Annotated in this window: 24 protein-coding genes and 1 tRNA gene; 19 read left to right on the forward strand and 6 right to left on the reverse strand. The window is 36.9% G+C overall.

The genetic code is table 11. From position 1 onward, the window contains the following. Positions 1-74: 74 nt before the first annotated feature. The 3 genes from DRF60_RS08990 (at position 75) to DRF60_RS09000 (ending at position 1,314) form a co-directional block, all read left to right on the forward strand. Entirely contained in the window at positions 75-425 is a 351-nt protein-coding gene (locus DRF60_RS08990) for a YtxH domain-containing protein (RefSeq protein ID WP_116011764.1), read from the forward strand. A gap of 79 nt (positions 426-504) precedes the next feature. Beyond that, on the forward strand, positions 505-813 hold the full coding sequence (locus tag DRF60_RS08995) for a phage holin family protein (protein WP_116011765.1): 309 nt from the start codon (positions 505-507) through the stop codon (positions 811-813). Between the two features lie 3 nt (positions 814-816). Next, positions 817-1,314: a phosphoribosyl-ATP pyrophosphatase gene (locus tag DRF60_RS09000; RefSeq protein WP_116011766.1), complete on the forward strand. Its 498-nt coding sequence runs from the start codon at positions 817-819 to the stop codon at positions 1,312-1,314. Positions 1,315-1,394: 80 nt separating this feature from the next. On the opposite strand, the gene DRF60_RS09005 is transcribed toward DRF60_RS09000, so the two are convergent. After that, entirely contained in the window at positions 1,395-2,120 is a 726-nt protein-coding gene (locus DRF60_RS09005) for a TrmH family RNA methyltransferase (RefSeq protein WP_116011767.1), read from the reverse strand. Between DRF60_RS09005 and tamL the strand changes: the two genes are divergently transcribed. After that, on the forward strand, positions 2,106-4,709 hold the full coding sequence (gene tamL / locus DRF60_RS09010) for a translocation and assembly module lipoprotein TamL (protein WP_116011768.1): 2,604 nt from the start codon (positions 2,106-2,108) through the stop codon (positions 4,707-4,709). The genes DRF60_RS09005 and tamL overlap by 15 nt on opposite strands. On the opposite strand, the gene DRF60_RS09015 is transcribed toward tamL, so the two are convergent. Then, on the reverse strand, positions 4,706-5,296 hold the full coding sequence (locus DRF60_RS09015; RefSeq protein WP_238640132.1) for a SanA/YdcF family protein: 591 nt from the start codon (positions 5,294-5,296) through the stop codon (positions 4,706-4,708). The two genes, tamL and DRF60_RS09015, sit on opposite strands and share 4 nt — an antisense overlap. 23 nt (positions 5,297-5,319) lie before the next feature. Beyond that, positions 5,320-6,444: a ferredoxin--NADP reductase gene (locus DRF60_RS09020; RefSeq protein ID WP_116011770.1), complete on the reverse strand. Its 1,125-nt coding sequence runs from the start codon at positions 6,442-6,444 to the stop codon at positions 5,320-5,322. A gap of 32 nt (positions 6,445-6,476) precedes the next feature. Between DRF60_RS09020 and DRF60_RS09025 the strand changes: the two genes are divergently transcribed. The 12 genes from DRF60_RS09025 to DRF60_RS09080 all read left to right on the forward strand — a co-directional run bounded on the left by DRF60_RS09025 (position 6,477) and on the right by DRF60_RS09080 (position 17,637). Further along, positions 6,477-7,037 (forward strand): TlpA family protein disulfide reductase, encoded by a 561-nt coding sequence (locus DRF60_RS09025; protein WP_116011771.1) that lies wholly within the window; start codon positions 6,477-6,479, stop codon positions 7,035-7,037. Positions 7,038-7,059: 22 nt separating this feature from the next. Next, positions 7,060-8,031, forward strand: coding sequence for an iron ABC transporter permease (locus DRF60_RS09030; protein WP_116011772.1), 972 nt, complete (start codon positions 7,060-7,062; stop codon positions 8,029-8,031). A 187-nt stretch (positions 8,032-8,218) separates the two neighbouring features. Further along, positions 8,219-9,142, forward strand: a complete 924-nt coding sequence (locus tag DRF60_RS09035; RefSeq protein WP_116011773.1) for an ABC transporter ATP-binding protein — start codon at positions 8,219-8,221, stop codon at positions 9,140-9,142. 165 nt (positions 9,143-9,307) lie between these two features. Continuing rightward, positions 9,308-9,760 carry a MarR family winged helix-turn-helix transcriptional regulator gene (locus DRF60_RS09040; protein WP_034727924.1) on the forward strand — a complete coding sequence of 151 codons (453 nt, stop codon included), beginning with the start codon at positions 9,308-9,310 and terminating at the stop codon, positions 9,758-9,760. A 55-nt stretch (positions 9,761-9,815) separates the two neighbouring features. Next, a complete protein-coding gene (locus DRF60_RS09045; protein WP_116011774.1) occupies positions 9,816-12,209 on the forward strand; it encodes a 3-hydroxyacyl-CoA dehydrogenase/enoyl-CoA hydratase family protein in 2,394 nt (797 codons plus the stop codon). Positions 12,210-12,248: 39 nt separating this feature from the next. After that, entirely contained in the window at positions 12,249-12,602 is a 354-nt protein-coding gene (locus tag DRF60_RS09050; protein ID WP_116011775.1) for a four helix bundle protein, read from the forward strand. A gap of 45 nt (positions 12,603-12,647) precedes the next feature. Further along, positions 12,648-13,826 carry a thiolase family protein gene (locus tag DRF60_RS09055; RefSeq protein ID WP_073331216.1) on the forward strand — a complete coding sequence of 393 codons (1,179 nt, stop codon included), beginning with the start codon at positions 12,648-12,650 and terminating at the stop codon, positions 13,824-13,826. Between the two features lie 36 nt (positions 13,827-13,862). After that, positions 13,863-14,219, forward strand: a complete 357-nt coding sequence (locus tag DRF60_RS09060) for a four helix bundle protein (protein WP_116011776.1) — start codon at positions 13,863-13,865, stop codon at positions 14,217-14,219. 52 nt (positions 14,220-14,271) lie between these two features. Next, positions 14,272-16,053 carry an acyl-CoA dehydrogenase family protein gene (locus tag DRF60_RS09065; RefSeq protein ID WP_116011777.1) on the forward strand — a complete coding sequence of 594 codons (1,782 nt, stop codon included), beginning with the start codon at positions 14,272-14,274 and terminating at the stop codon, positions 16,051-16,053. Positions 16,054-16,225: 172 nt separating this feature from the next. Beyond that, positions 16,226-16,534, forward strand: coding sequence for a hypothetical protein (locus DRF60_RS09070; protein WP_123902661.1), 309 nt, complete (start codon positions 16,226-16,228; stop codon positions 16,532-16,534). 18 nt (positions 16,535-16,552) lie between these two features. Beyond that, entirely contained in the window at positions 16,553-16,888 is a 336-nt protein-coding gene (locus DRF60_RS09075) for a YegP family protein (protein ID WP_116011779.1), read from the forward strand. Between the two features lie 302 nt (positions 16,889-17,190). Further along, positions 17,191-17,637 (forward strand): phosphohydrolase, encoded by a 447-nt coding sequence (locus DRF60_RS09080; protein ID WP_116011780.1) that lies wholly within the window; start codon positions 17,191-17,193, stop codon positions 17,635-17,637. On the opposite strand, the gene DRF60_RS09085 is transcribed toward DRF60_RS09080, so the two are convergent. After that, complete coding sequence (locus tag DRF60_RS09085; protein WP_116011781.1) at positions 17,634-18,350, reverse strand: DUF2490 domain-containing protein; 717 nt, start codon at positions 18,348-18,350, stop codon at positions 17,634-17,636. The genes DRF60_RS09080 and DRF60_RS09085 overlap by 4 nt on opposite strands. A 72-nt stretch (positions 18,351-18,422) precedes the next feature. After that, a complete protein-coding gene (locus DRF60_RS09090) occupies positions 18,423-20,234 on the reverse strand; it encodes a TonB-dependent receptor plug domain-containing protein (RefSeq protein ID WP_116011883.1) in 1,812 nt (603 codons plus the stop codon). A gap of 642 nt (positions 20,235-20,876) precedes the next feature. Here DRF60_RS09090 and uvrA point away from each other — a divergent pair. The 3 genes from uvrA (at position 20,877) to DRF60_RS09105 (ending at position 25,070) form a co-directional block, all read left to right on the forward strand. Beyond that, positions 20,877-23,669: an excinuclease ABC subunit UvrA gene (uvrA, locus tag DRF60_RS09095; RefSeq protein ID WP_116011782.1), complete on the forward strand. Its 2,793-nt coding sequence runs from the start codon at positions 20,877-20,879 to the stop codon at positions 23,667-23,669. Positions 23,670-23,911: 242 nt separating this feature from the next. Then, positions 23,912-24,610, forward strand: coding sequence for an alpha/beta fold hydrolase (locus DRF60_RS09100; RefSeq protein ID WP_238640134.1), 699 nt, complete (start codon positions 23,912-23,914; stop codon positions 24,608-24,610). Between the two features lie 388 nt (positions 24,611-24,998). After that, positions 24,999-25,070, forward strand: a tRNA-Arg gene (locus DRF60_RS09105). Between the two features lie 131 nt (positions 25,071-25,201). On the opposite strand, the gene DRF60_RS09110 is transcribed toward DRF60_RS09105, so the two are convergent. After that, complete coding sequence (locus DRF60_RS09110; protein ID WP_116011784.1) at positions 25,202-26,029, reverse strand: hypothetical protein; 828 nt, start codon at positions 26,027-26,029, stop codon at positions 25,202-25,204. Positions 26,030-26,038 lie beyond the last annotated feature (9 nt).

Below are 26,038 nucleotides of genomic sequence, written 5' to 3' on the forward strand. Positions count from 1 at the left end.
CCTCCTTTGGTATACAAATTGTAGATTTTAATACAGTAAAAACTAATATTTATTAACTATTAAAAAAGCTTAAAATGTCTAAAAACGGAAAAAATACAGCAGGTATATTGGCAGGACTTCTTGCAGGTGCTGCAGCAGGTGTAATCTTAGGAATGCTTTATGCGCCTGAAGAAGGTAAAGAAACAAGAAAAAAAATCAAAGATAAAGCAGGTGACCTAAAAGACCAGGCTAAAAACAAATACGGCGAGGTTTCTGAAAAAGTAAAAGATCAGTACAGCAATATCTCTTCTACTTTCAAAGAAACTGCCAGCAGTGTAGCCCATACGGTAAAAGACGGATATGATAAATATAAAGATCAGATTGTTTCCAAAACTGCAGACGTAGTAAAGGATGTAGAAGCGGAACTGAATGATCTTAAAAAATAAATAGTTTATTTTTTGAGTAAATTATAGGAAGGAACTTTTTGCACGAAAGTTCCTTTTTTTGTAACTTTAAAAAAAAACAATGATAGAAACTATTAAAGAATATGCATCAAAGAGAATAGATCTTCTGAAAATTGAAGCTACTGAAAAATCTTCTCTTTCTGCAGGGCTTATTACCTACTTTGTAGTGCTGCTGGTTGCTTTTACGTTTTTTATTATCCTTTTTAATTTTGGAGTGGCATTTCTTATCGGCAAGGCGCTGGATAACACCTCTTACGGTTTCCTGATCGTTGCTGGATTTTATGTTGTGGTAATGGCATTTATCATTGCTTTTAAAAATAAGATTGTCAATATAGTAGCAGATCAGGTTATTAAATTTTTAAATCATTAAGCTATGGGCAGAAATTACGAAAGCATCGAAGAACTAAGAAGAAAGAAAAAGCTGCTTAAAAGCGAGATCAATGATCTGGAAAACCTTCTTACCTTTAAAAACACAAAAGAAAGCCTGAGCGCATTCACCAATGGCCTTACAGATCAGTATCTCCAGGAAAAAGTAGATGATGACGGTGATGAAAAAGTAGTTCTCCGAAAAGATGTCATTGCCAGGCATCTGACTTCCGAAGTAAAAGACATGTTCATCAATAAACAAACTGCTGTGGGAATTGCAAGTACTGCATTAGGCGGTAATGTGACAGACAGTTTGATAAAACTGGGAATTACTGCTTTGGTGGGCAATTACGCCAAAAAGAATATGAAAAGCCCCAACTGGAAGAAAAAACTTCTGGGTGCTGCCATGATCTACCTTGCTCCTATTGCCCTGAAATATGTCAGAAAGAAGATAGAGGTATACCAAAAAAATAAAAGTGTTTCCAGCTTAGAACAATTGATCTAAGACATTCAGATGCTAGATATCAGATGTCAGATATATGATTGGTACACAATATTACAAGTCTGAAATCTGATATCTAACGCTTACTTACTAAATAGCTGCCCCAGAATAATTCCCGCTGCCATAGAAACGTTTAAGCTTTCCGTAGACTGGGATTTACCAAACCTTGGAATAGTGATGCACTTCTGAAGGAACCTCTCCGTGTCCGGTCTCATTCCGTTTCCTTCATTGCCGAGAATAAGGTTGAGCTTTTCGGGTTTTTCAAAAGTATAGATATTTTCACCTTCCATATCCGTACCGATATTGATGTTCCCCGTTTTCGAAAGATAATCAGCAAGATTCATATAAATAACATTTACCCGGGTGAAAGAGCCCATGGTGGCCTGAATCACTTTCGGATTGTAGACATCTACGGTATCTTCGCTGCAGATAATTTGTTCTATCCCGAACCAGTCTGCCAGACGGATAATGGTTCCGAGATTACCAGGATCCTGAATACCGTCCAGAACCAACTGGACATCCTTGTCCTCCATTTTTTCTTCTTCGGGCAGATAACAAACTGCTACAGAATCTTTAGGCGTTTTAAGGAAACTTATTTTTTTCAGCTCATTTTCAGTGATCTGGATAACGGGTACATCTGTCCGGTCCAATTTTTGCGGATCGGTAGAAAATATTTCTTTAACTTTAAAATTAGATTCAGAAAGTTCACAAATGATTTTATTACCTTCAACCAAAAACAAATTGTATTTTTGTCTGAACTTCTTTTTATCTAAAGACTGTAAAATTTTTATTGTATGAGCTGTAAGCATTATAAGAATTCTCCTCAAAAATATTATAAAATTATCTCATTTGCAACATTTGTTGGACTCCTTTATGCATGCAGTACGACCAAAAAAGTTCCGGAAGGCGAATATCTGCTGACTAAGAACAACTTTAAGTTTGAAGATAAGAAAGAATCTTTCGATGATGAACTGAAAGATTATGTTCAACAGAAGCCTAATAAAAAGCAGCTCCTTTTTATGCCGCTGGGTTTAGGATTCTATAATATGGCCAATCCTAAATACGATACTTTACTCAACGAATACATGACTTATCCCAGTGAAATGAGAAATCAGAAACTGAGAGATTCACTTTTCATTAAATATGATATGAAAAGTAATGTAGGAAAAACATTGTTTTTAGACCGTTTGCTTCATAGCTGGGGAACTCCGCCTGTAATCCTTGATCAGTCTAGAAGTGAAAAAAGTGCTGAATCTATTGAAAAAAGACTTGTGTACAGAGGATTCTGGGATGCTGATGTCAATTTTAAGCATTCTATGGATTCTGCGTCCAAGAAGGCAGCAGTCAATTATTTCATTAAGCATAATGACCCCACTTATATTAAAGATTATTATTACAATATTACAGATCCATATGTAAAAGGTCTCTACTGGCAGAAACTCGACAAGAGCCTGATAAGATCCGGACAGAGACTTGACCAAACCGTTCTTGAAAAAGAAGTGACAAGAATTACTGATCTGATGCGGGAAAACGGATATTACCGATTTAACAGCTCCAACGAGGAGATCTATTTTATAGCGGATTCCCTGAAAAGCAAAAAACAGGTTCCTCTTACCTTGGAAATCCATAGAGATTCTGCTGATCATCCTTATAAAGTGGCTACGATAGGGAATATTGATGTGGCTATCGTTAACGAAGCAGGCGATTTTCCTAAAAACACGGTTAAGGACAGTTTAAGGAGAATAAGGTTCCATAAAATGGATGAGAGCTACAAAACATCTTCTTTATGGAGAGCTGTGATTGTTGATAGTAAGAAGGTGTATGACCAGAAAAGCCTGGATCTTACGAAGAGAAATTTCATCGCGATGAATAACTTCAGCATTCTGAAAGCAAGAGATTCTTTAAGAAGAGGAGGCGGTATTTCACCTAATGATAGTATCGTTGATGTTCTTTATGTATTGAAACCGCTTCCGAAATATGAGCTTAAACTGGGAACGGATATCAATTATTCACAACTCCTGAACCTTGGGATATCCCCTTCTGTGGACCTTACCACTAGGAACCTGTTCCGTGGGGCAGAAAACCTTTCTACAAGTATTTCAGGAACATTCGGCTCGATAAGAAGTACAAAAAATATTGATAAGAGAGATCTTGCTTACGAAATTTCAGCACAAGCCTCTCTTAATTTCCCGAGACTTCTTCTGCCGTTTGATTATTATAAACTTCTTCCGAAAAGATATACACCCACATCTTCCATTCTTCTGGGAGCATCAGTACAGAATAACATAGGATTGGGAAGAGTTAACTTTAATACCGGATTGAACTATCAGGCCAATGTTAATGATCAGGTTTCGCACAGGCTTACTCTTTTCAACACACAGGTCAGTCTTACTAAAAACAAAGATGCCTATTATGATTATTTTGCCAATGACGAGCTTATAAGAAGAGATGTATTTACCGGTTACTTTGCTTATAAACCACCAGGGCTTGAACAGCAGTTTAACTCAGGGCAGCTCAGTATTGATGATGTCTCCGAGATGATTTTGCAAGATACAGCTTACATTCAGACACTGGATAAGAAAGGTCAGGATCTTATTTTAGCATTTGCGGGATCACTGGTCAATAAAGACAGGCAGACTCAGGATATCCTTATTTCTTCCATGATCTATAATTTTGTTTATAGTGAGATCGGTAAAAAAGATTATCCGAACGCTTTCTATTTTAACGGGAAAGTAGAGCTTGCGGGTAATATTTTAAGCATATTCAATCAAAAAAGAGATGGCGGAGGCGTCGTAACAAGCCCACAAAGAACCATTTTCGGGATTCCTTACGCGCAATTCGTGAAATTTGATATTGATACCAGAAAATATTTTAAATTCAACGGTAATCAGACCCTGGTTTTGCGCCAGTTCATCGGGGTGGGTATTCCTTTTGGAAACTCTACAAATATGCCTGTAATCAAGTCTTATTTCAACGGTGGATCTAATGATATCAGAGCATGGGTTGCATTCGGAGGATTAGGTCCTGCAGACTCTCAGGTGGATGAAAGAGTCCGTACGTATATGACGGACAACGTAAAGCTTACCACCAACATTGAATATAGAATTCCTTTCAATGAAATGTATGAGGGGGCTTTATTTACCGATATCGGGAATACATGGAGTCTTAAAAACTATAATGATGGCTACGGTGATGAATTCAAATTCAATAAATTCTTAGGACAAATGGGAATTGGCAGCGGATTCGGTTTAAGGGTAAATGTAGCTTACATTACTTTCAGGCTTGACCTTGCCTATAAAATTTATGATCCGAATAAACCTGATGGGGACCGATGGAGGTTCAAGAATTTCCAGCCTTTCAAACCAACATTGAATATCGCATTTGGATATCCTTTCTAATCCGGAGAAATCCCCAATATGAAATAGACTACAGCAATCACTCTGGCAAGTATTTCCCGGACCTGGTTCCTGTAGTAGCTTTCCGGTTTGCTGACATCCTGTGCGTCAAAACCTAGGGCATTCATCGCGTTGTTCCTTGCAAAAAACAAGGCGCGAAGATTATGGAATCCTTGTGATACAATAATCACATCTTTCTTTTTGTAAACATCTTTACAGCGCAGAATACTTTTATAGGTGTTAAATCCTTTAGGATCTTCTATGATAATATCGCCCGGAACCCCTTCCTGATTGACCAGGTAATTTTTCATGGCAGCAGGCTCGTTATATCCTCTGCTTTTTTCTCCGCTTACAATGATCTTTTTGATCTTACCATGATGATAAAGAAGTGCTGCGGCATCCATTCTTTTCGTAAAATAAGGGTTGGACTGTCCGGATCTCATCTTTGGAGAAGTTCCCAGCACCAGAGCAATTTCCCGCGGCGGAATTTTAGAAATCTTGGTATAGGTACGTCCATTGGTAAGCCCGAAAACCCATGCATTACAAAGACATATCAGCAGAACTCCTATTTCTGCTGATACAAACCCCAAGTTAAATATGTTCCTGATAACTCTCAACTAAGGTCAAAGTTAAGCTTTATTTTCTTACTTTTTACAATTGACATGCATGCCAGTATTTTACCCTGTGCCTCTTCTTTTTCTGTCAGATATTCATTTTCAAGCAGCTCCACTTCTCCCTCTTCAAGATAACATTCGCAGCTTCCGCATATTCCGGATTTGCATGAATATGGAACCGGGAAATTCTGGATCAGAAGCTGTTGAAGAATCTTCTCTCTGTTATCAGGAAGATGGGTTTCGTAGTCTTTTCCAAGCATTTTAAATTTGACTTCCACATTTTCAATCAGCGGAAATTCTTTTTCAACAGGATAAATGTCATCATTGTATTCTTCAAAAAGTTCAAAATGGATGTTCTTTTTTGGAATTCCGTGGTGATAGCAAGCATTCGCCAGTGATTTAATCATTTCTCCTTTTCCACAAATCAATACTTCATCTACCGCATCCCAAATCGTAGATTCTTCGTCAGTATCATCCAGATGGAGAATTTGGTTGATGATTAAATTCAGCTTCCTTTCATCCAGCCTTCCGTAGAAAAACTGGTCTGCCGTTTGTTCTTTTGAAAAAAAGTAAAAAATCTGAAGTCTTTCACCGTGCATTCTGGCAAGATTATCCAATTGTTCTCTATAAATAACTTCTTCCGAGCTTTTGTTTCCAAAGAATAAAAAAAGTCTGGTGCGTGGTTCCGTATGAAGAATATTCTTAAAATGACTCAGGACCGGAGTAATTCCTATTCCGGCTGCAAAAGCAACAATTGTCCGGAATTCGCTTGGCTTGGAAACCAGGGTAAACCTACCGGAAGGTTCCCCTACCATCAGCTCATCTCCAACATTATAGTTCCTAAACAGCTCCGAAGTGGCTCCACTGGGAGAATTAACTTTTATCCCAAGACAGATTTTCTTTTCATACGGAGCAGAGGTCATTGAATAATCGTTAATGACTTCTTCACCGTGAGCGATAAATTTTATGCTTACAAATTGTCCAGCTTCAAACTTGAAATTCTCCTTCAAATTCCCGGGAATTTCGAATTCCAGAGAAAAAGTATTTTTGGTCAGTTGTTCCTTTTTCGTTACTTTTAACGGATGAAACTGTATCAGTTTCCCTTTATAGATTTGTTGTTCCATACTTCAATTCAAAAATAGTCAAAAAATAATTTATGAAGAAGATAATTTTATCCATGCTTATTCTCACGGCTCTTTACAGCTGCAAAAAAGAAGGTCAGAAAACCGGGGACACCGCTTTAACAGACTCAGTTTCCGTTTTGGAAAATGCGGCTTCCGAAACAACGGCTTATACATCCAAAGAACTTTCTCCTGAGAATCTTGGGAAATATTTAGCTCAGAAGAATGACACTTTATATGTTACCAATTTTTTTGCAACATGGTGCGGACCGTGTATGAGGGAAATTCCTCATTTTAAGAACAAAATGGAGGAATTAAAAAATAAGCCGGTAAAGTTTACTTTTATTAATCTTGATGATAAATCTGAATGGAATACTTCTGTGAAAAAATTTGCACAGGAAAATAACCTTGCAGCAAATATCATTCTTTTGGATGGCCAGAAGCTGGACGCGAATTTTTTCACTAATAATTTCCAACAGTGGGACGGCGGTTCAATTCCTTTTACCTATTTAAGAAAAGGAGATAAAATTGACGAATATCTAGGAATGATGACCGAAGAAGTATTAAATTCTAAGGTTGATGCTCTTTTAAAATAAAACATCCAGATTCTTTCTGATCATGTCGAAAAAATTCAAGATCCTGTGCTTACTGCTGGCGGCGGCTATTATTCTTACCGCAGTGATCAACCTGAACACAGGATTTTTAAATTTAGATCTTCAGGATTTCTTTCATGATTCTGCCCAAAGTCAAATTGCCGAAATCCGTATCAACCGTGTATTGGTTATGCTTCTGGCGGGAATTTCAATTCCGACATCCGGTTTTCTGATGCAGGAATATTTTCAAAACCCTTTGGCTGGCCCGGATATTTTAGGAATTACGTCTGTAGCCAGTTTATCCGTCGCATTTTATATTTTCTTCTCTCACGATCTTTTAATTCCCGAGTTTCTGCAGAACAGTTTTCTCAGTCTTTCGGCCATTGCAGGAAGCCTTGTCCTGATGCTGGTACTCCTTTCCATGTCAAATAAATTTCAGGATAAATCTTATCTTATTATTTTTGGATTCCTTGTTTCAGCATTTGCAGGCGCTGTAGTTTCATTATTACAATTCTATGCAGAAAACCAGAGTCTGAAAAATTATATTTTATGGTCTTTTGGTGCAAACAACATGGTGACCAGAAATCAGATCTACGTATTGTCTATCCTGGTTTTCATAGGCATGTTTTTCTGTTTTAAAACCATAAAGCCATTGATAGGAAATTCATTGGGAACTTCTTACGCACAGAGTCTGGGTGTCAACCTCAATCAGCTGAAGATACTGATCATTGCAGCCTCTTCCCTGCTTTCAGCTTCTATAACTGCATTTCTGGGACCTATCTTGTTTATTGGCATTATTGTTCCGCATTTTTGCAGGCTGATTTATAATCCATCCAGATTATGGCAGCAGTGGATACTGAATATGTTTCTCGGAATGCTGATGATGCTGATGTTCTCCATCACAGCAGAAAAAACTCAAATTCCCATGAATGTAATAAGCTCTGTATTTGGAATACCGGTGATTTTGTTGATGCTTTTGAAACAGAATAAAATTTAAACGTCAATAAGTCAATGGTAAATTGTGAATTTAAAATACACTACTTATCCAAATAAAGTATAGGCAATAATTAAGATCTGCTTGATCTGCGAGAGGAAAAAATTATACGCTCGCAGATCAAGCAGATGAAGCAGATTTAAAATAGTATTTTTGTAAACAATGCATCTGGGCAATTAATCAATATCCAATGTTCCTACAAATCAAACAAGCTAATATAGGCCACGATAAAACTTTAATTTCAAATGTCCATGCAGATCTGAAACTAGGCGACGTTTGCCTTCTGATTGGCAATAACGGTGTTGGAAAAACTACGCTTATCAAATCTATTCTACATCATACTTCCCTTTTAAACGGAGAAATTTTAATTAATCAAAAAAATATAAAAAATCTCTCTGTTAAGGAAACTGCAGAAAATATCGCTGTTGTTTTCTCAAAATCAAATGTCCCGCAGCATTATACTGTTGAAGACCTTATTTCATTAGGGAAATACATCTACTATCCTTTTTATTTCGAGCTTAAAAAAGAGGACAGAGAGGAGATTTCCCATATCATAGATGAACTGGATCTTGCCCAGTACAGACATACTCTTCTTAAAAACCTCTCGGACGGGAATTTGCAGAAAGCGTTTATCGGACGGGCTATCGCTCAGAATTCTCCGGTTATTATTCTTGATGAACCGACAACCCATCTGGATGAAAAAAATAAGCTTATCATCTTAAAAACACTTCGCAAACTTGCTAAGGAGCAAGATAAAATCATATTATTCTCTTCCCACGACTGGAGACTGGCCAAAGAGTTTGCTGACAAAATCTGGTATGTAAAGGATAATCAGCTTTTCTCCGGCCTTGTAGAAGATGTATTGCTTCAGCATGATGAATTGACCAATGTTTCATTATTCCAGGTGAATGAGAATTTTGTTCCGCCTTCTATTAATGCTCCGCAAGTTCATAAAGAAATGCTTTATTCTTTACTGCAGAAAAATTTCGAAAAAGACCTTTCTGCTCTGCATTTTGACTATAAGAACGGTTTTTGGGAAATTCTCATCGGCAATTCCAATCAACAATACGAATCTTTCGAAGAAATAGTTAATTTCATTAAAAACATTCATTAATACTGCATTTCCGTTATGTATTTCATATACTATGCATGCATAGTATTATGCTAATCATACAATTTAATCCGTTTATTATCAGCATATTAACAAAATTTAACGTTAATAAATACTATGCATGCATAATATTTACTAAATTTGGGTAACACCATTAGTGGATAAATGATGGATAATAATAAAGAAAAAATAGAAAACGTAGATTTAGTTTTGAAGCAGACCTGGCTGGCTGTTTCAAAAATGTACACAGAACTTGCTCAAGAGCATGATTCTACGGCTGTACAGGCCCTCACCCTTCTTAAAATTGATCCCAAAGAGGGCACCCGAAGTACCAACCTGGGCCCTAAAATGGCCATTGAACCCACCTCTTTGACCAGAATCATTAAGCTTCTGGAAGACAACGGATACATCTATAAGGAAAAAACCACTGCCGATAAAAGGGAAGTGATCATCAAACTTACAGATAAGGGGCTGAATTCAAGGAATATGTCCAAAGAAGTGGTCGTCAATTTTAATAAAAAAGTGATGGAGAAAATTGCTCCTGAAAAAATTGAAACCTTCAAAGAAGTGATGTCCGAGATCATGAAAATTGCAAACGAATTATTAAATAACAGAAAATAAGTTATAAGAAGCCTTATGGTGACTTATGATTTTAGCAAATAATAAAAATTTACATATGAAAAGAAGAATCAAACATGTAACGGTTCTTGGTTCAGGAATTATGGGAAGCGGTATTGCAGCACATTTCGCCAACATTGGTGTGGAAGTGTCTCTTTTGGATATCGTTCCTTTTGAACTGACGGAAGCTGAACAGAAAAAAGGTTTGACCAAAGATGACAAAGTGGTAAGAAACAGAATTGCTTCTGAAAACTTTGAAAAACTGAAAAAAGCGAGTCCTGCCCTTCTCTATTCTCCAAAATTTGCAGATAGAATAAAAGTAGGAAACTTTGATGATGATCTTAAGAACATCAAAAATACAGACTGGATTATTGAAGTAGTCGTTGAAAAACTTGACATTAAGAAATCTGTTTACGAAAAAATTGAACAGTTCAGAAAACCGGGAACATTAATTTCTTCTAATACATCAGGTATTCCTATTCATTTTCTCATTGAAGGAAGAAGCGATGATTTCAAAAAATATTTTGCGGGAACACACTTTTTCAACCCGGTAAGATACCTTCCTCTTTTAGAGATTATTCCTACCCCGGATACCCTTCCTGAAGTAGTTGATTTTTATATGGATTTTGGAGCTAAATTCTTAGGAAAGACTACCGTTTTAGCCAAAGATACTCCAGCATTTATCGCCAACAGAATCGGAGTTTTCTCCATGATGGATCTTCTTCACAACGTACAGAAATTAGGACTGACTGTTTCTGAAGTTGATAAATTAACAGGTCCTGTTATCGGGCGTCCAAAATCGGCAACTTTCAGAACAGCTGATGTTGTAGGTTTGGATACTTTGGTGATGGTTGCCAACGGCGTTCGTCAAAGCGGTGCTGAAGCCAATAATTTCAATGATGTTTTTGCTCTTCCTGACTATATCCAAAAAATGATGGATAATAAATGGCTGGGTTCTAAAACAGAGCAAGGTTTCTACAAAAAAGTGAAAAATGCAGAAGGAAAATCTGAAATTCACGGATTGAACCTTGATACATTAGAATATGAACTTCAGGGAAAATCTTCTTTCCCGACATTAGAATTAACTAAAAATATTGACAAACCAATTGACAGATTCAAAATTTTAATTGGTGGAAAAGATAAAGCAGGAGAATTATACAGAAAATCTTTAGGAGCTCTGTTTGCTTACGTTTCTCATAAAGTTCCTGAAATCTCAGATGAAGTTTACAAAATAGACGATGCGATGCGAGCCGGTTTCGGATGGGAAAACGGTCCCTTTGAAATCTGGGATGCCGTAGGCGTTCAAAAAGGTATCGAACTGGCAAAAGATGCTGGCTATGAAGTTTCAGACTGGGTTAAAAATGTAGAGGCTTTCTATAAAATAAATGATGAAGGTCAAAGTATTTTTGTTGATAAGAATTCAGGTGAATACAACAAAATCCCTGGGCAAGATGCATTTATTATCCTAGATAATATCAGAAAGAACAAAACACTTTGGAGCAATTCAGGGGCAGCGATCGAATATCTTGGTGACGGTATCATCAACTTTGAGATCCGCTCAAAAATGAACTCTCTCGGAGGCGAAGTTCTTGACGGACTAAACAGAGCTATTGATTTAGCAGAAAAAGAATATGACGGATTGGTTGTTGGAAACCAGGGAACCAATTTCTCGGTAGGAGCCAACCTTGCCATGATTCTGATGATGGCTATCGAACAGGATTGGGATGATCTGAATATGGCTATTGCTTATTTCCAGAAATCCATGATGAGAGTACGTTACTCCTCTATTCCTGTAGTAGTTGCTCCTCACGGAATGACGCTTGGTGGTGGTTGCGAAATGACTATGCACGCAGACAGAGTGGTTGCAGCAGCAGAAACTTACATCGGATTGGTAGAAACCGGAGTTGGGGTAATTCCTGGCGGTGGTGGTACTAAAGAACTTACTTTGAGAACTTCCAGAGAATTTCACAGCGATGACGTTAAAAATAACAGACTTCGTGAAGCATTTATGAATATCGCCATGGGTAAAGTAGCGACTTCCGCTTATGAAGCCTACGATATGGGAATTCTTGAGAAAGGAAAAGACATCGTTTCTGTTAGCAAAAACAGACAGATTGCAGAAGCTAAAAAAGTAGCAAAACTTTTGGCAGAGCAAGGTTATACACAACCTATCGAACAAAAAGTAAAAGTTTTAGGAAAAGATGCCTTAGGAATGTTCTACGTAGGAACAGACCAGATGCTTACCGGAAAGTTCATCTCTGAGCACGATAAGAAAATTGCCGACAAATTAGCCAACGTAATGGTAGGAGGAAATCTTTCCGAACCAACCGTAGTTACCGAACAATACTTATTGAATCTTGAAAGAGAAACATTCCTTCAGCTTTGTGGGGAGAGAAAAACATTGGAGAGGATTCAGTATATGTTGCAGAACGGAAAACCGTTGAGGAATTAATTTGTACAATGTCGGTTGTAAAATGTAAAAAGTATTGACATGCACAATTTTAGAGAACTGGAAGTTTGGAAAAAGTCAATTTTGTTATGTAAACAATATTACATTATTTCTAAAAATTTTCCTAAGGATGAATTATTTGGATTGACATCACAATCAAGAAGAAGTCTATATTCAATCCCCTCTAATATTGCTGAAGGTGCCGGACGAGATACCAATCCGCAGTTTTGTCAATTTTTAAACATTGCATTGGGTTCTTCCTTTGAATTTGAAACTCAAATTATAATTGCTAATGATTTAGATTTCATCAACAAAAGCGATTTTGAACTACTAATAACCGATATCAGACATATTCAAAATATGATAATTAGATTAAAACAAAGTTATTCTAAATAACGTACACTGTACATTTTACATTGTACATAATACATTTTACATAAAATGAAACAAGCATATATAGTAAAAGGGTTCAGAACAGCGGTAGGAAAAGCGCCTAAAGGCTCTCTTCGCTTTACTCGTCCCGACGTGATGGCAGCAACAGTTATTGAAAAATTAATGGCTGAACTTCCACAATTAGACAAAAACAGAATCGACGACCTTATCGTAGGAAACGCAATGCCGGAAGCCGAACAAGGCTTAAACGTTGCCCGTTTAATTTCTTTAATGGGATTGAATACCGATAAAGTTCCCGGAGTTACCGTAAACAGATATTGTGCATCAGGAAGTGAAGCGATTGCTATTGCTTCAGCAAAAATCCAGGCAGGAATGGCCGATTGTATCATCGCAGGAGGTACAGAATCTATGTCTTACATCCCGATGGGTGGTTACAAACCGGTTCCGGAAACGGATATCGCAAAAACAAATCCTGATTATTACTGGGGAATGGGTTACACCGCGGAAGAAGTGGCTAAGCAATATAATATTACAAGAGAAGAACAGGATCAGTTCGCTTTTGAATCCCACATGAAAGCTTTGAAAGCTAATGCAGAAGGAAAATTTGCCAGCCAGATCGTTTCCATTCCTGTAGAATATAATTTCCTGGATGAAAACCAGAAAATGCAGACTAAAAAGTTTGATTTTTCTGTAGATGAAGGTCCGAGAAAAGATACTTCTTTGGAAGGTTTGGCTAAATTGAGACCAGTATTCGCGAATGGGGGAAGCGTAACAGCCGGAAATTCATCTCAGATGAGCGACGGAGCCGCTTTTGTAATGGTAATGAGCGAAGAAATGGTAAAAGAACTAGGTCTTGAGCCTGAAGCAAGATTAGTAGCTTATGCTGCAGCAGGTCTTGAACCGAGAATTATGGGAATGGGTCCTATTTATGCTATTCCAAAAGCTCTAAAACAGGCTGGCCTTGAATTAAAAGATATTGAATTAATTGAATTGAACGAAGCCTTTGCATCACAGTCTGTAGCGATCAAAAAGGAATTAGGCCTAAATCCTGATATCCTGAATGTCAACGGAGGGGCTATCGCTCTTGGTCACCCGCTTGGATGTACCGGAACAAAATTGACCGTTCAGCTTCTTGACGAAATGAGAAGACGCGGCAACAAGTACGGAATGGTTTCTATGTGCGTGGGTACAGGACAGGGAGCAGCGAGTATTTTCGAACTTCTTTAATAAATTATAGATTTTAAATTATAAATTTTAGATGAAATGAGTGTCAAAGAAGACAATTTGATTCAGATAAAAACTTTTGACTTTGCTTTAAGAATAATTAGATTTTATACTCAATGTAAATCTCAGAATGAATTCATTTTATCTAAACAAATTCTTCGCTGTGGAACTTCAATTGGCGCAAATGTCGAAGAAGCAATTGCTGCACAATCTAAAAAAGATTTTATCTCAAAACTTTCTATAGCCAATAAAGAAGCTAGGGAGACAAAGTATTGGCTAAGACTTTATCAATCTTCAAATTTAGTTCAAATTGAAATAGACTCTTATTTGAAAGAAATTGAAAGTATTATTAATATTTTGACTAAAATCATTAAAACTTCATCCGAAAATTTATAACAGAGAATCAATAATTTAAAATTTAAAATCTAAAATTCAAAATCATAAAATAATGAGTAATACACTTAATAAAACACTGAAGGGAGGAGAATTCCTCATCAAGGAAATTCCTGCACATGATATTTTCACTCTTGAAGAACTGAGTGAAGAGCAAAAAATGCTTCGTGATTCTGCAAAAGAATTTATCGACAGAGAAGTAATACCTCAAAAAGAAAGATTTGAGAAAAAAGATTACGCATTAACTGAAGAAAAAATGCGGCAGTTGGGTGAGATGGGTCTTTTGGGAGTTGCTGTTCCTGAAGAATACGGCGGCCTTGGAATGGGCTTCGTGAATACCATGTTAGCTTGTGACTACTGTTCAGGAGCAAACGGTTCTTTGGCTACAGCGTATGGGGCTCATACAGGAATCGGAACCCTTCCTATCCTATTGTACGGTACGGAAGAGCAAAAGAAAAAGTACCTTCCAGATTTAGCTACAGGTACAAAATTCGGAGCATATTGCTTGACTGAGCCGGATGCAGGTTCTGATGCCAACTCCGGAAAAACAAGAGCAAAACTTTCCGAAGACGGAAAACATTATATCATCAACGGACAAAAAATGTGGATTTCCAATGCAGGTTTTGCAGAAATTTTCATTGTCTTTGCTAAAATTGATGATGATAAAAACATCACCGGTTTCATCGTAGAAAAAGAAGGAACAGAAGGGCTTACTTTCGGTGAGGAAGAACATAAACTGGGAATCCGTTCGTCTTCTACAAGACAGGTTTTCTTTAATGATATGAAGGTTCCTGTTGAAAATCTTTTAGGCGAAAGAAACAATGGTTTCAAAATCGCTCTGAATGCTTTGAATGTAGGAAGAATTAAACTGGCAGCTGCTAACCTTGACGGACAGAGAAGAATCTTAAACCACTCTCTTCAGTATTCTAATGAAAGAAAGCAGTTTGGCGTTTCTATCTCCACTTTTGGAGCGATCAGAAAGAAACTGGCAGAAATGGCAACCGGAATTTTCGTTGCTGAAGCTGGTTCTTACAGAGCTGCAAAAGATGTTGAAGATAAAATCAATGAATTGGTTGCCGGTGGAATGAACCATCAGCAGGCTGAATTAAAAGGAGTTGAGGAATTTGCAGTAGAAGCTTCTATTTTGAAAGTTTTCGTTTCAGATTTAACACAGCATACTGCCGATGAAGGAATTCAGGTGTACGGAGGAATGGGATTCTCTGAAGATATGCCTATGGAAGCGGCCTGGAGAGATTCAAGAATTGCAAGAATTTATGAAGGAACCAACGAAATTAACCGTCTTCTAGCGGTTGGAATGTTGATTAAAAAAGCAATGAAAGGAGAATTGGATCTGCTTTCTCCTGCCATGGCAATAAGCAAAGAATTAATGGGAATTCCTTCATTTGATGTTCCAGATTACTCAGCATTTATGGCTGAAGAAAAAGCGATTATTGCTAACCTTAAGAAAGTATTCCTTATGGTTTCCGGAGCTGCTCTTCAGAAATATATGATGGATATTGAAAAACAGCAGCACTTATTACTGAATGCTTCTGAAATCCTTAACCAGATCTATATGGCGGAATCTGCAATCTTAAGAGCTGAAAAACATTTCTCGCCTGATTCTGTAGAAGCAGCGATGGCACAGCTTAACCTTTATAAAGCTGTTGAAAAAATTATCGCAGCGGCTAAAGAAGGAATTATTTCTTTCGCGGAAGGTGACGAGCAGAGAATGATGCTTTCAGGATTAAGAAGGTTCACGAAATACACCAACCACCCGAATGTAGTGGCTTTAACTGAAAAAGTTGCTGCACACTATATCGGTAAAGGAGCTTATTAGTCTTTATAACATATAATTTGATTTCAAAGCGTCTCATTTTTTTGAGGCGCTTTTCTTTTAGCTTATATATTAAGGCATAACAGGCAGGATTGCAAACCGATGTGTAAAATCTATGGCTCTTATGAGTTTAAAATTCCAATATTTTTTATATTTTTATTTTAAATTAAAAAACATGAAAATTTTATTATTTCCCCTCCTTCTAATTTCTATTACACTAACTGCCCAGAAAAAAGAAAGAAAGCTGATCCTGCCAAAAGCAGATACCACCAGGATTAACAAGCTTAATGATCCTAAAGAAATTCAGGAAAAAACAGGCACAGACCGGAAGGAACAATATAAAATGCTTACTGTAATGCCAAAAGATACAGCGGCATACATGGCTTTGAAGGAACCTAAAAAGGATTATTCAAAATACAGGATACTGAATCCTGACATTCCTGAAAAAATCACAGACACAAAAAAGGCTCAGCCTAATAAATAACCAAAACAAATTATTACTATGGGAAAATTTATTATCTCGAAAAGGACAGACAGTGACTTCAAATTCAATCTGAAAGCAGGAAACGGACAGGTAATCTTAACCAGTCAGGGATATAGCTCAAAATCCTCGTGTGAAAACGGAATAGAATCTGTACGCACCAATTCCCAGGATGACTCCAAATTTGAAAGAAATACAGCTAAAGATGACCGCTGTTATTTCAATTTAAAAGCCGGGAACGGACAGATCATAGGAACCAGCCAGATGTATGAATCTGAAAACGGAATGGAAAACGGTATAGAATCTGTAAAAACCAACGCACCAGGTGCTTCAGTAGAGGACGAAACCGTTATTTAAACTGAGCCCGGGATAAGGCATTTCAGTTTTATCATGATGTAAGGAAGTCAGAAGCTGGAAGAGGGAGGTTATTGAAGTCCAAAGATAAAAATACAGGGTGTTTTTAGTAATCTTTATAAAAACTACTTCAATAAATTTAAAAGAAATTGTTAATACCTACCAATAGTAACTTCCAGCTTCTAGCCTTTTTCTTAACTTTTTATCCCTAAATCAGCTTATTTGATATTCCTTAAAATATTCTCAATAAAAATGTCTTATTTTTTAAGGCATTTTTTATTTTTGTATTCTATTTTCTATTTGAAATGACAAAAGAAGAAATGCTCAACAGAGCCATAAAAATAGCTGATAAAGCACATAAAGGTCAAACCGACAAATACCACGCTCCCTATATTGCTCATGTAATGCGTGTAATGGAATACGGTAAAACAATGGACGAAAAGATCGTCGGTGTACTGCACGACGTAGTGGAGGATCATCCGGAAGAGTTCAGCCTTGATTATTTAAGAACTGAAGGCTTTCCCGAATACATTATTTTTGCCATCAGCTGCCTTACCAAATTTGATCCCGAAGAGGATTACGATGAATTCGTTAAAAGAACAGAAAGATCTTCTCTGGCTGTCGCTGTGAAGCTTAATGATCTCCGTGATAATATGGATCTCAGACGAGTAAACAGAGAACTCAGCCCTAAAGATATCAAAAGGTTCAACAAATATCTGAAGGCGTACCGCTATCTGATAGAGAAATATTAGTCTGCTCCGGGGAAATCATATGTTTTCGTAGGATGGCCCGTACCGTCGATATTAATGTTTAAAGCCAGATAAATAAAGTGAAGGTTTTTATTGCCTTTTGCTTCAAATTCACGCTGCCACAGATAACCTGTCAGAATCCCGAAATAGTCATCAATCTGATAGCCGAAACCACCATATACCCTGTTTCTTGCGAAAGTAGGCTTTATTGGACTTACCAGGAAGATTTCGTCATAAGCATTTGCGAAAACAGTTCCTTTTTTAACAGTCTTTGCATTCAGGGGAACGCTTATATTCAGACGGTATCTGTAACGCATTCTTTGGGAACTTTTATCTATTTTAGGCTCATAGAACCAGCTTTTCTCTGCACGGAAGCGGTTTTCAAACTTAACGATGCCTTTTTTGACATCGATCACGTCCTGTAGCCATACTCTGAATTCCTCTCTGCTCAGGCTGTGTTCTTTATAGTTCACATATCTTCCAAGACCAATGAAAGGTTTGTGATTTTTGGTCAGATTGTAACCCACTCCCCCTTTGATCTCGTAATAATCCGGGTAGGTATAGTCTTCATTTCCTCTGAGCTGGCCTTCCGCATAAAGGAAAAATTTAGGATGAAACTTGTAGGTCAGAGTTACTGCATTGAAGCTGGAAATGTGTTCCTGTGCTTTGAAAAAGGTCATACTCAAAAGTAAACTCAGACTTAACAAAAGTTTCATGAAAAAATTTTTGCAAAAATATATTATTTAACAATTTGTTAATATTAACTTTCATTCATTTAAAATTAACATTTATTTAATATTGATCATATAGGAGAAGCCTAAATGGAACCATCTCTGAGGCATTTCTACTCCAAAAGCTTCCGTATATTTTGTATCCATCAAATTATTGATCAGTACATATACAGAAAAATCTTTTTTCGTAAAGCTTAGCTTTTCATCAAGAAGGTTATAACTTCCCAGATTCAGTCTTTCATTATACCTGTAAACCAGCTCATTTGTGAAATATTTTAAAAACCTGGTGTCAAGCTTTGCAACAACCTGATGTTTTAAATTATCGAGAATATATCTTGAAACAAACTCATTGGATTCACTTATTTTACTGTCAAGATAAGTATATCCTACCGTGTATTTCAGCCAGTCAAAAGCCCTGTGGCTCAATTCTGCTTCAACTCCTTTCGTGTCAATTTTTCCTACATTCTGGGCATACCAGATCGGCGCATTAAGCTCTTTCTTTGTCCAGTCGATGGAGTTTTCAGAATTTCTCATAAATCCGCTCACTTTTGCCAAAATTTTGCTGTTCTGGTATTGGTAACCAATTTCAGATGAAACTGCATTTTCAGGAAGAAGATCAGGATTTCCCTGCTCCGTTTTGCTTACATAATAAAGATCTGTAAATGTCGGAACTCTGTGAACTCTAGCAATATTTCCGTAAATCTTATTATTCTGATTGAAATTATATCCAACATCCAGACCTGGGTAGAAAAAATTTCCTTCCTTGGAATAATTGGCCCAGGAAATCCCCGGACTGATGTTCAGCTTTTTATTCAACAATGAAAAATGATGCTCAAAGAAAACCTGTGAAACAAAGCGGTTTCTTTCTCCTAAATTATTACTGGCCAGAAATTCCTTTCTAAGCTCAACACCTACCCCTGTAGTCCCCAGTCCCCACTGGTAGCTTGAATTCACTTCACCACCTGCATTGTTCCCGATATGCATGTTTCTGTAACCATCCGGCTTATTCCTGTCATACAGATACATGTCCTGCCCTCTTCTCCAATATACATTCGAACTTAGCTTCAAATTATCAAACTTTTGCTGGTGCGCTAAACTTACAATGGAAGCCTGCGTTTCCTCGTATTGTTCAGTAGCACTTTTAGAGGCATAAAAACCGTTAGCTCCAAATTTCTTTTCAGAAAAGCCGGCCTGCAGCTTAAGATCTCCATTTTTAATATTGAACTTACTTTGGTAGAAAATATTTCGGATCTCGTAATCTGTATTGTACATATAGCCCTGTGATGAGGCGGAATTGGCCTGAAGCGAGTTAGAGAATTTTTCATTTCCCAACTGCGCATTGAATCCGAAACCGTAAGTTTCGTAATCTCCGCCTTCAGCACTTATTTTCACCCGTTTTCCGGGAGTTGTTTTGGTAATAATATTAATGACACCGGCATAAGCATTCTGCCCGAATCTTCTGGCAGCCGGACCTTTGATGATCTCAATTCTTTCCACATCATCCATATCTACCGGTATATTCATAGAATTGTGTCCTGTCTGGGAATCATTCATTCTGATGCCATTAAGCAGCAGCAATACCTGCTCAAAGGAACTTCCCCTGAAACCTATGTCACTCTGTACGCCATTAGCTCCTCTTCTTCTGATGTCCATCCCCGGAATCTGCTGAAGAACCTCGTCAATACTTTTCGCAGGAGAATTGGCAATATCTTCCTTGGTAATAACTGTAATATTCTGATTGGCATTTTTATAAGGTGTAGAAATAAATTTCCCTTGAAATTCAATGTTTTCAATATCCGTAGTCTTCTCCTGTGCATGAGCACAGAGCATTGAACCTAATAAAAATATACTTCCAATCTTCTTGATCATAATAGTCCCGTTTTGTTTTTGAGTCAGTTTCTTTAATAATGGGCCCAAAAGTAAGGGAGTTCCCGAAGAAAGACAAATGATAGTTATCATAAAAAAAGATGCAGTACGGATATACTGCATCTTTTGAGGGAATAACTTTATCTTTTTCTCATTAAATGTGTAACAAGATCTCTGAATAACTTTCTCATTTCTATATTACATATTTATGAATACAATTTTAAATAATTTTAAAATACAAAACAAGAGTAAAATTCAAAAACATAATAAAAATCATAAATTATTTTTCAATTTAATAATGATGAGATTATTAATATAATCTTATGGCATTTAATGGCTTACCTAACAATTTTTTTTCGGCTACAAATAGAAATATTTTACTTTTATTGACTTCTTTATTATTGAATATAATTATCTGTCAGTAAATATTTAAACATCTTATTTTCACTAAAATTTCGTAATTTTGTGGGTCTTAATTTTGCGATGAAATAATCATCTTTCCATACTTTACAGGCACTTTTAACCAATGCTTATCTTGGACGGATACAAAAAGGTTTATCAGACAGCAGAATTTACGGCAAGAAAACAGTCACACTGGCCACGGATGATTCTCAGTCAGTATATATTTTTATGAATAAATAAAACATGACTAAAACAGTAGAAATAGATATAAAAAAACAGATTTTCGTTAAGAATGCCCATCTTAACAATCTGAAACACATAGACGTTCTGATCCCTAAAAATAAACTGATCGTGATCACGGGGGTTTCCGGAAGCGGAAAATCTTCCCTGGCATTCGATACTATTTATGCAGAAGGACAGAGAAGATATGTAGAGAGTTTGAGTTCTTATGCACGTCAGTTTTTGGGTAAACTGGAAAAACCAAAAGTGGATGATATTAAAGGGCTTGCTCCTTCCATTGCCATTCAGCAGAAAGTAATTTCTTCCAATCCCCGTTCTACGGTGGGAACTTCTACGGAAATCTATGATTATATGAAGCTTCTTTTTGCAAGAATCGGGAAAACTTTTTCTCCTGTTTCAGGTGAAGAAGTGAAAAAGGATTCCGTTTCTGATGTGATCGATTTTATCAAGGCTTCAAAAAAAGACACTTCGTTTTTACTGACAGCTCCCTTGGAATATGACGCAGATAATTTTAAGGAAGCACTGAACGTTTTAAAGCTAGCAGGTTTCACAAGACTTGAGATCAATGGTAATGTAGCCGGTATTGAAGATCTGGAAAGCTTTGGCTTTATTCCTGAAAAGGGAATGATCATTAATCTTGTAATCGACCGTTTTTCTTATGAAGACGACGAAAGTTTCCTTCAAAGACTGGCAGATTCTATCCAAATGGCATTTTATGAAGGTCATGGCTATTGTTCACTGAAAAACCCGGATACCGGAACGGTAAAAGAATTTTCCAATAAATTTGAGCTGGATGGAATGGAGTTCCTTGAACCGAATGTTCATTTTTTCAGTTTCAACAATCCTTATGGAGCGTGTCCGGCATGTGAAGGTTACGGAAAAGTGATCGGAATAGATGAAGATCTGGTCATTCCCAATAAAACACTATCCGTTTATGAGGATGCAGTGGTTGCCTGGAGAGGTGAAAGCATGAGTGAGTGGAAAAAAGCATTCATTAAAAAGGCTGGAGATTTCCCTATCCACAAACCGTATCATCAACTGACCAAAGAACAGAAAAATTTCCTGTGGAAAGGAGACGGAAAAAGCAGCTTTCCTTCTATTAATAATTTCTTCACAATGCTTGAAGAAAATCTGTACAAGATCCAGTATCGCGTTATGCTTTCCCGATACAGAGGAAAAACACTCTGTCCTACCTGCGAAGGTCTGAGATTACGGGAAGAAACGAGCTGGGTAAAGGTAGACGGACACAATATCCAGTCTATGATTGAGCTTCCGTTGGATGAATTATATCCATTAATAGAAGGACTGAAACTTTCTGAGCACGATCAGGATGTGGCCAAAAGGTTACTGTACGAAATCAAAACCCGTATCGAATTTTTATTAAAAGTTGGTTTAGGTTATTTAACGTTAAACAGAACTTCCAATACCCTTTCAGGTGGTGAAAGTCAGAGGATTAACCTTGCAACAAGTTTAGGAAGTTCTCTTGTAGGATCTATCTATATCCTGGATGAGCCTTCTATCGGTCTTCACTCAAGAGATACCGAAAACCTGATCGGAGTTTTAAAAAACCTTCGTGATCTGGGAAATACCGTGATTGTCGTTGAACATGATGAGGACGTTATGAAAGCTGCTGACTATATTATAGATATTGGTCCGGAAGCAGGTTATTTAGGTGGTGAACTGGTATTTGCCGGAGATTATAACGATCTTAAAAATGCAGATACACTTACTTCAAAATATTTAACCGGAAGAATGGAAATTGAAGTTCCTAAAAAACGCAGAAAAGCCAAGGAATGGATTCATATCAAAGGTGCAAGACAAAATAACCTCAAAAATATAGACGTAGATGTTCCTCTGGAAAGCCTTACAGTGATCTCTGGAGTTTCCGGAAGTGGAAAATCTACACTGATGAAGGAAATTTTAACCAATGATATCCAGATCCAGCTTGGAATGGGTGGCAAAAAAGGAGATTATGATTCTGTAGAATTCCCAAAGAAACTGATTAAAAATATTGAACTGATCGACCAGAATCCGATTGGAAAATCTTCCCGGTCCAATCCTGTTACTTATTTGAAAGCGTATGATGACATCAGGGATCTTTTTGCCAAACAGAAAGTTTCTAAAATGATGGGTTATAAGCCTAAGCATTTCTCTTTCAACGTAGACGGCGGAAGATGTGATGAATGTAAAGGTGAAGGTGTGATCAATGTTTCCATGCAGTTCATGGCAGACATTGAGCTTGAATGTGAAGTGTGTAAAGGAACGCGTTTTAAAAACGAAATCCTGGAAGTGAAATTCGATGAGAAAAGCATTTCCGATATTCTTCATATGACCGTGGATGAAGCTTTAGAATTCTTTAAAGATAATAACGAAGAAAAGATCGTTACAAAACTGAGGCCACTCCAGGAGGTTGGTTTAGGCTATCTGCAGCTGGGCCAGAGCTCTTCTACCCTTTCCGGTGGCGAAGCACAGCGTGTAAAACTGGCTTCATTCCTTGTGAAAGGAGTCACGACAGATAAAACCCTGTTTATTTTTGATGAACCTTCTACAGGACTTCATTTCCATGATATTCAGAAGTTACTGAAATCCCTGCAGGCACTGATTGATCTTGGTCATTCTGTGATTGTTATTGAACATCAGCCGGATATTATCAAATCTGCGGATTATATTATAGATATAGGTCCTGAGGCTGGAAAATATGGCGGCGAAGTTGTTTTTGCAGGTACTCCTGAAGACCTTGCAAAAGATAAAAAATCGCATACTGCGAAATACATCAAGGAAAAACTTGAAAACTAAATACCAGTAGAGAGCCAGACGGCTCTCTATTTTTTTTTAGTCATGTAAATTTTCTTAATCATTCACTTACAGAATAGCTTTACTTAGTATAAGTTTCTATAAATTTTAATCAGACGTTATTCAAACATAATTTTTATCTTCGAAAAACAACTTTCTTTAAAATATGAACGAACAGTATGAACTATAAAATTTTATCCGCTCCTATTCTTATTCTCTCATTGTATAGTTGCACATCTAAAAAGATGATTAACTCTAATGTGACCTATGGAACAAAACTGGATACATTGACCTTATTTGATAATAGCCGGAACCGAAAGATTCCTGTTGCAGTATACAGCCCGAAAACAGATAAAAAAATCCCCTCACAACAGATCATTATCTTTAGTCATGGGTATGGAGCCAATAAAGGTCATGATTATTTTGTTTATTCTTATTTAACGGAAAAACTGGCTTCGAAAGGATATTTTACAGTTAGCATTCAGCATGAGCTTCCAACTGATGAACTGCTTCCTGTAGAAGGAAATCTTCAGGCAGTAAGAATGCCTTTCTGGGAACGGGGTTCTGAAAATATTTTATTTGTTTTGAACGAGCTTAAAAAAATTCGACCAGACCTTGACTATAAACATCTGACGCTGATCGGGCATTCCAACGGCGGGGATATGACTGCTTTATTTGCCAGCAAACATCCTGATCTTGTCTATAAGATTATTACTATGGATAACCGTAGGATGTACCTTCCAAGAACTTCTCACCCTAAAATATATACTCTGCGCTCTAATGACTATCCCGCTGATAAAGGCGTTCTTCCTTCACCTGAAGAACAGGAAAAATACAAAATTACAGTACAGCCTACCGATATCAATCACGGGCATATGGATAATAAAGGTAGTGATAAGGAAAAAAACTATCTTGGAAATATAATTCTAAAATACATTGAATAGCAGTTAGTTACAAACTTACCCACAATTAATTGTGGATAAGTTGTGAATTTTAACATTAAATTCATGTTTCGTATTAAAAATAGTGCTACATTTACTATGTAATACAACTGAAATGAAATCATTTTTTGCTTTTTTCAGCTTTGAAATTGCAATTAAATTTGAAATAAAAATTTAAGCACAGCATTGTCGGCTGTGCTTTTTTATTGTTGTCTAATTAAAAAAATGAGATGTATTTATCTACTGGATCCGCTCCTAAAGAGCGGATTCTTTTTTGCACCCATCCATTTACTTTCATAAAATGATTTCTAAATAAAATCATTGGAAAACAAGCCGTAATTATTGGAAAATTTTTATTTATTTAAATTAATTAGTATTTTTATTTTTCCATGGCCTCATAGTTCAACGGATAGAATAGAAGTTTCCTAAACTTTAGATCCAGGTTCGATTCCTGGTGAGGCTACAAGTGTAATTTAAACAACATTATGTGCTGATTAGTATTTGAATAATTTCGAATACTGAGAGCAGGATAATCCTTATCATAAATAATATGAGACGCTTAAAGCTGAGCAAATGGCAGTTCTCCCAACTTTATTATTTTGTAGGTATTTTCATCACATTTATAAAATCCTCCCGCATCACCTTAGTCATGTGTTTTGCAACAGTAGTGTTGGGCCACAGGAGACGGGCACCAACAGCCGAGTAATCTCCGGCACTGCTGCAACTGGAATACGTGAAACCTGACCCTCCTCCAGCTTCATCACTAAGATTACACATCACTTCATATTTTTGTTGATATTCGTTCCTGTCACAGTTATTAAAGTCAATTACTTCACCATTCCATACCGCTTTATTTGCTTTCCATAATCTGAACATGGAGATGGCAGCCTCTCTATCCTCTTCAGCATAAGTAGATACATCTGGTTTCAGATCAGGATCTATATTAAGAATTTTACAGATATCCCCGTAGCTGTTTATTTCTGATTTGAAATTCATTGTACTCAGTTTTAATGATCCATTATCCGTTTTTATTATTTTTTCAGGTATTTTCATCACATTCACAAAATCCTGCTGCATCACCTTAATGATGTGCTTTGCTATGGTAATGCCAGGCCAAAGGAGACGGGCACCGGCATGGCTTCTGCTGCCGACAGGACGGTAAGTAAAGTACATTAATCCCGAATGCAGATCAATTTCATCACTTAGATCATACAAAGTCTCATATTTCTCCTGATCATCGTTATTGAAATCAATCATTTCGCCATTCCATGCAGCTTTATTTACGTTCCACAATCTGAAAAGAGAAGCAGCAGCCTTCTGATCTTCTTCATCATAGGCATATACATCTGGTTCTATTTCAGGATCTATGTTCAGGATTTTACAGATATCTTCATAACTGTTTACTTCCGGTTCAAAATTCATTTTTAATTT

It is taken from the genome of Chryseobacterium elymi (assembly GCF_003385495.1).
Classification (GTDB): domain Bacteria; phylum Bacteroidota; class Bacteroidia; order Flavobacteriales; family Weeksellaceae; genus Chryseobacterium; species Chryseobacterium elymi.

Bases quoted from the DNA above. Each gene is read 5' to 3' on its own strand.
- uvrA (WP_116011782.1), top strand. From the start codon at position 20,877: ATGACTAAAACAGTAGAAATAGATATAAAAAAACAGATTTTCGTTAAG.
- DRF60_RS09075 (WP_116011779.1), top strand. From the start codon at position 16,553: ATGGGAAAATTTATTATCTCGAAAAGGACAGACAGTGACTTCAAATTC.
- DRF60_RS09085 (WP_116011781.1), bottom strand. From the start codon at position 18,350: ATGAAACTTTTGTTAAGTCTGAGTTTACTTTTGAGTATGACCTTTTTC.
- DRF60_RS09000 (WP_116011766.1), top strand. From the start codon at position 817: ATGGGCAGAAATTACGAAAGCATCGAAGAACTAAGAAGAAAGAAAAAG.
- DRF60_RS08990 (WP_116011764.1), top strand. From the start codon at position 75: ATGTCTAAAAACGGAAAAAATACAGCAGGTATATTGGCAGGACTTCTT.
- DRF60_RS09020 (WP_116011770.1), bottom strand. From the start codon at position 6,444: ATGGAACAACAAATCTATAAAGGGAAACTGATACAGTTTCATCCGTTA.
- DRF60_RS09110 (WP_116011784.1), bottom strand. From the start codon at position 26,029: ATGAATTTTGAACCGGAAGTAAACAGTTATGAAGATATCTGTAAAATC.
- DRF60_RS09045 (WP_116011774.1), top strand. From the start codon at position 9,816: ATGAAAAGAAGAATCAAACATGTAACGGTTCTTGGTTCAGGAATTATG.
- DRF60_RS09080 (WP_116011780.1), top strand. From the start codon at position 17,191: ATGACAAAAGAAGAAATGCTCAACAGAGCCATAAAAATAGCTGATAAA.
- DRF60_RS09005 (WP_116011767.1), bottom strand. From the start codon at position 2,120: ATGCTTACAGCTCATACAATAAAAATTTTACAGTCTTTAGATAAAAAG.
- DRF60_RS09055 (WP_073331216.1), top strand. From the start codon at position 12,648: ATGAAACAAGCATATATAGTAAAAGGGTTCAGAACAGCGGTAGGAAAA.
- DRF60_RS09100 (WP_238640134.1), top strand. From the start codon at position 23,912: ATGATTAACTCTAATGTGACCTATGGAACAAAACTGGATACATTGACC.
- DRF60_RS09090 (WP_116011883.1), bottom strand. From the start codon at position 20,234: ATGATCAAGAAGATTGGAAGTATATTTTTATTAGGTTCAATGCTCTGT.
- DRF60_RS09025 (WP_116011771.1), top strand. From the start codon at position 6,477: ATGAAGAAGATAATTTTATCCATGCTTATTCTCACGGCTCTTTACAGC.
- DRF60_RS08995 (WP_116011765.1), top strand. From the start codon at position 505: ATGATAGAAACTATTAAAGAATATGCATCAAAGAGAATAGATCTTCTG.
- DRF60_RS09030 (WP_116011772.1), top strand. From the start codon at position 7,060: ATGTCGAAAAAATTCAAGATCCTGTGCTTACTGCTGGCGGCGGCTATT.
- tamL (WP_116011768.1), top strand. From the start codon at position 2,106: ATGAGCTGTAAGCATTATAAGAATTCTCCTCAAAAATATTATAAAATT.
- DRF60_RS09060 (WP_116011776.1), top strand. From the start codon at position 13,863: ATGAGTGTCAAAGAAGACAATTTGATTCAGATAAAAACTTTTGACTTT.
- DRF60_RS09070 (WP_123902661.1), top strand. From the start codon at position 16,226: ATGAAAATTTTATTATTTCCCCTCCTTCTAATTTCTATTACACTAACT.
- DRF60_RS09065 (WP_116011777.1), top strand. From the start codon at position 14,272: ATGAGTAATACACTTAATAAAACACTGAAGGGAGGAGAATTCCTCATC.
- DRF60_RS09035 (WP_116011773.1), top strand. From the start codon at position 8,219: ATGTTCCTACAAATCAAACAAGCTAATATAGGCCACGATAAAACTTTA.
- DRF60_RS09040 (WP_034727924.1), top strand. From the start codon at position 9,308: ATGGATAATAATAAAGAAAAAATAGAAAACGTAGATTTAGTTTTGAAG.
- DRF60_RS09050 (WP_116011775.1), top strand. From the start codon at position 12,249: ATGCACAATTTTAGAGAACTGGAAGTTTGGAAAAAGTCAATTTTGTTA.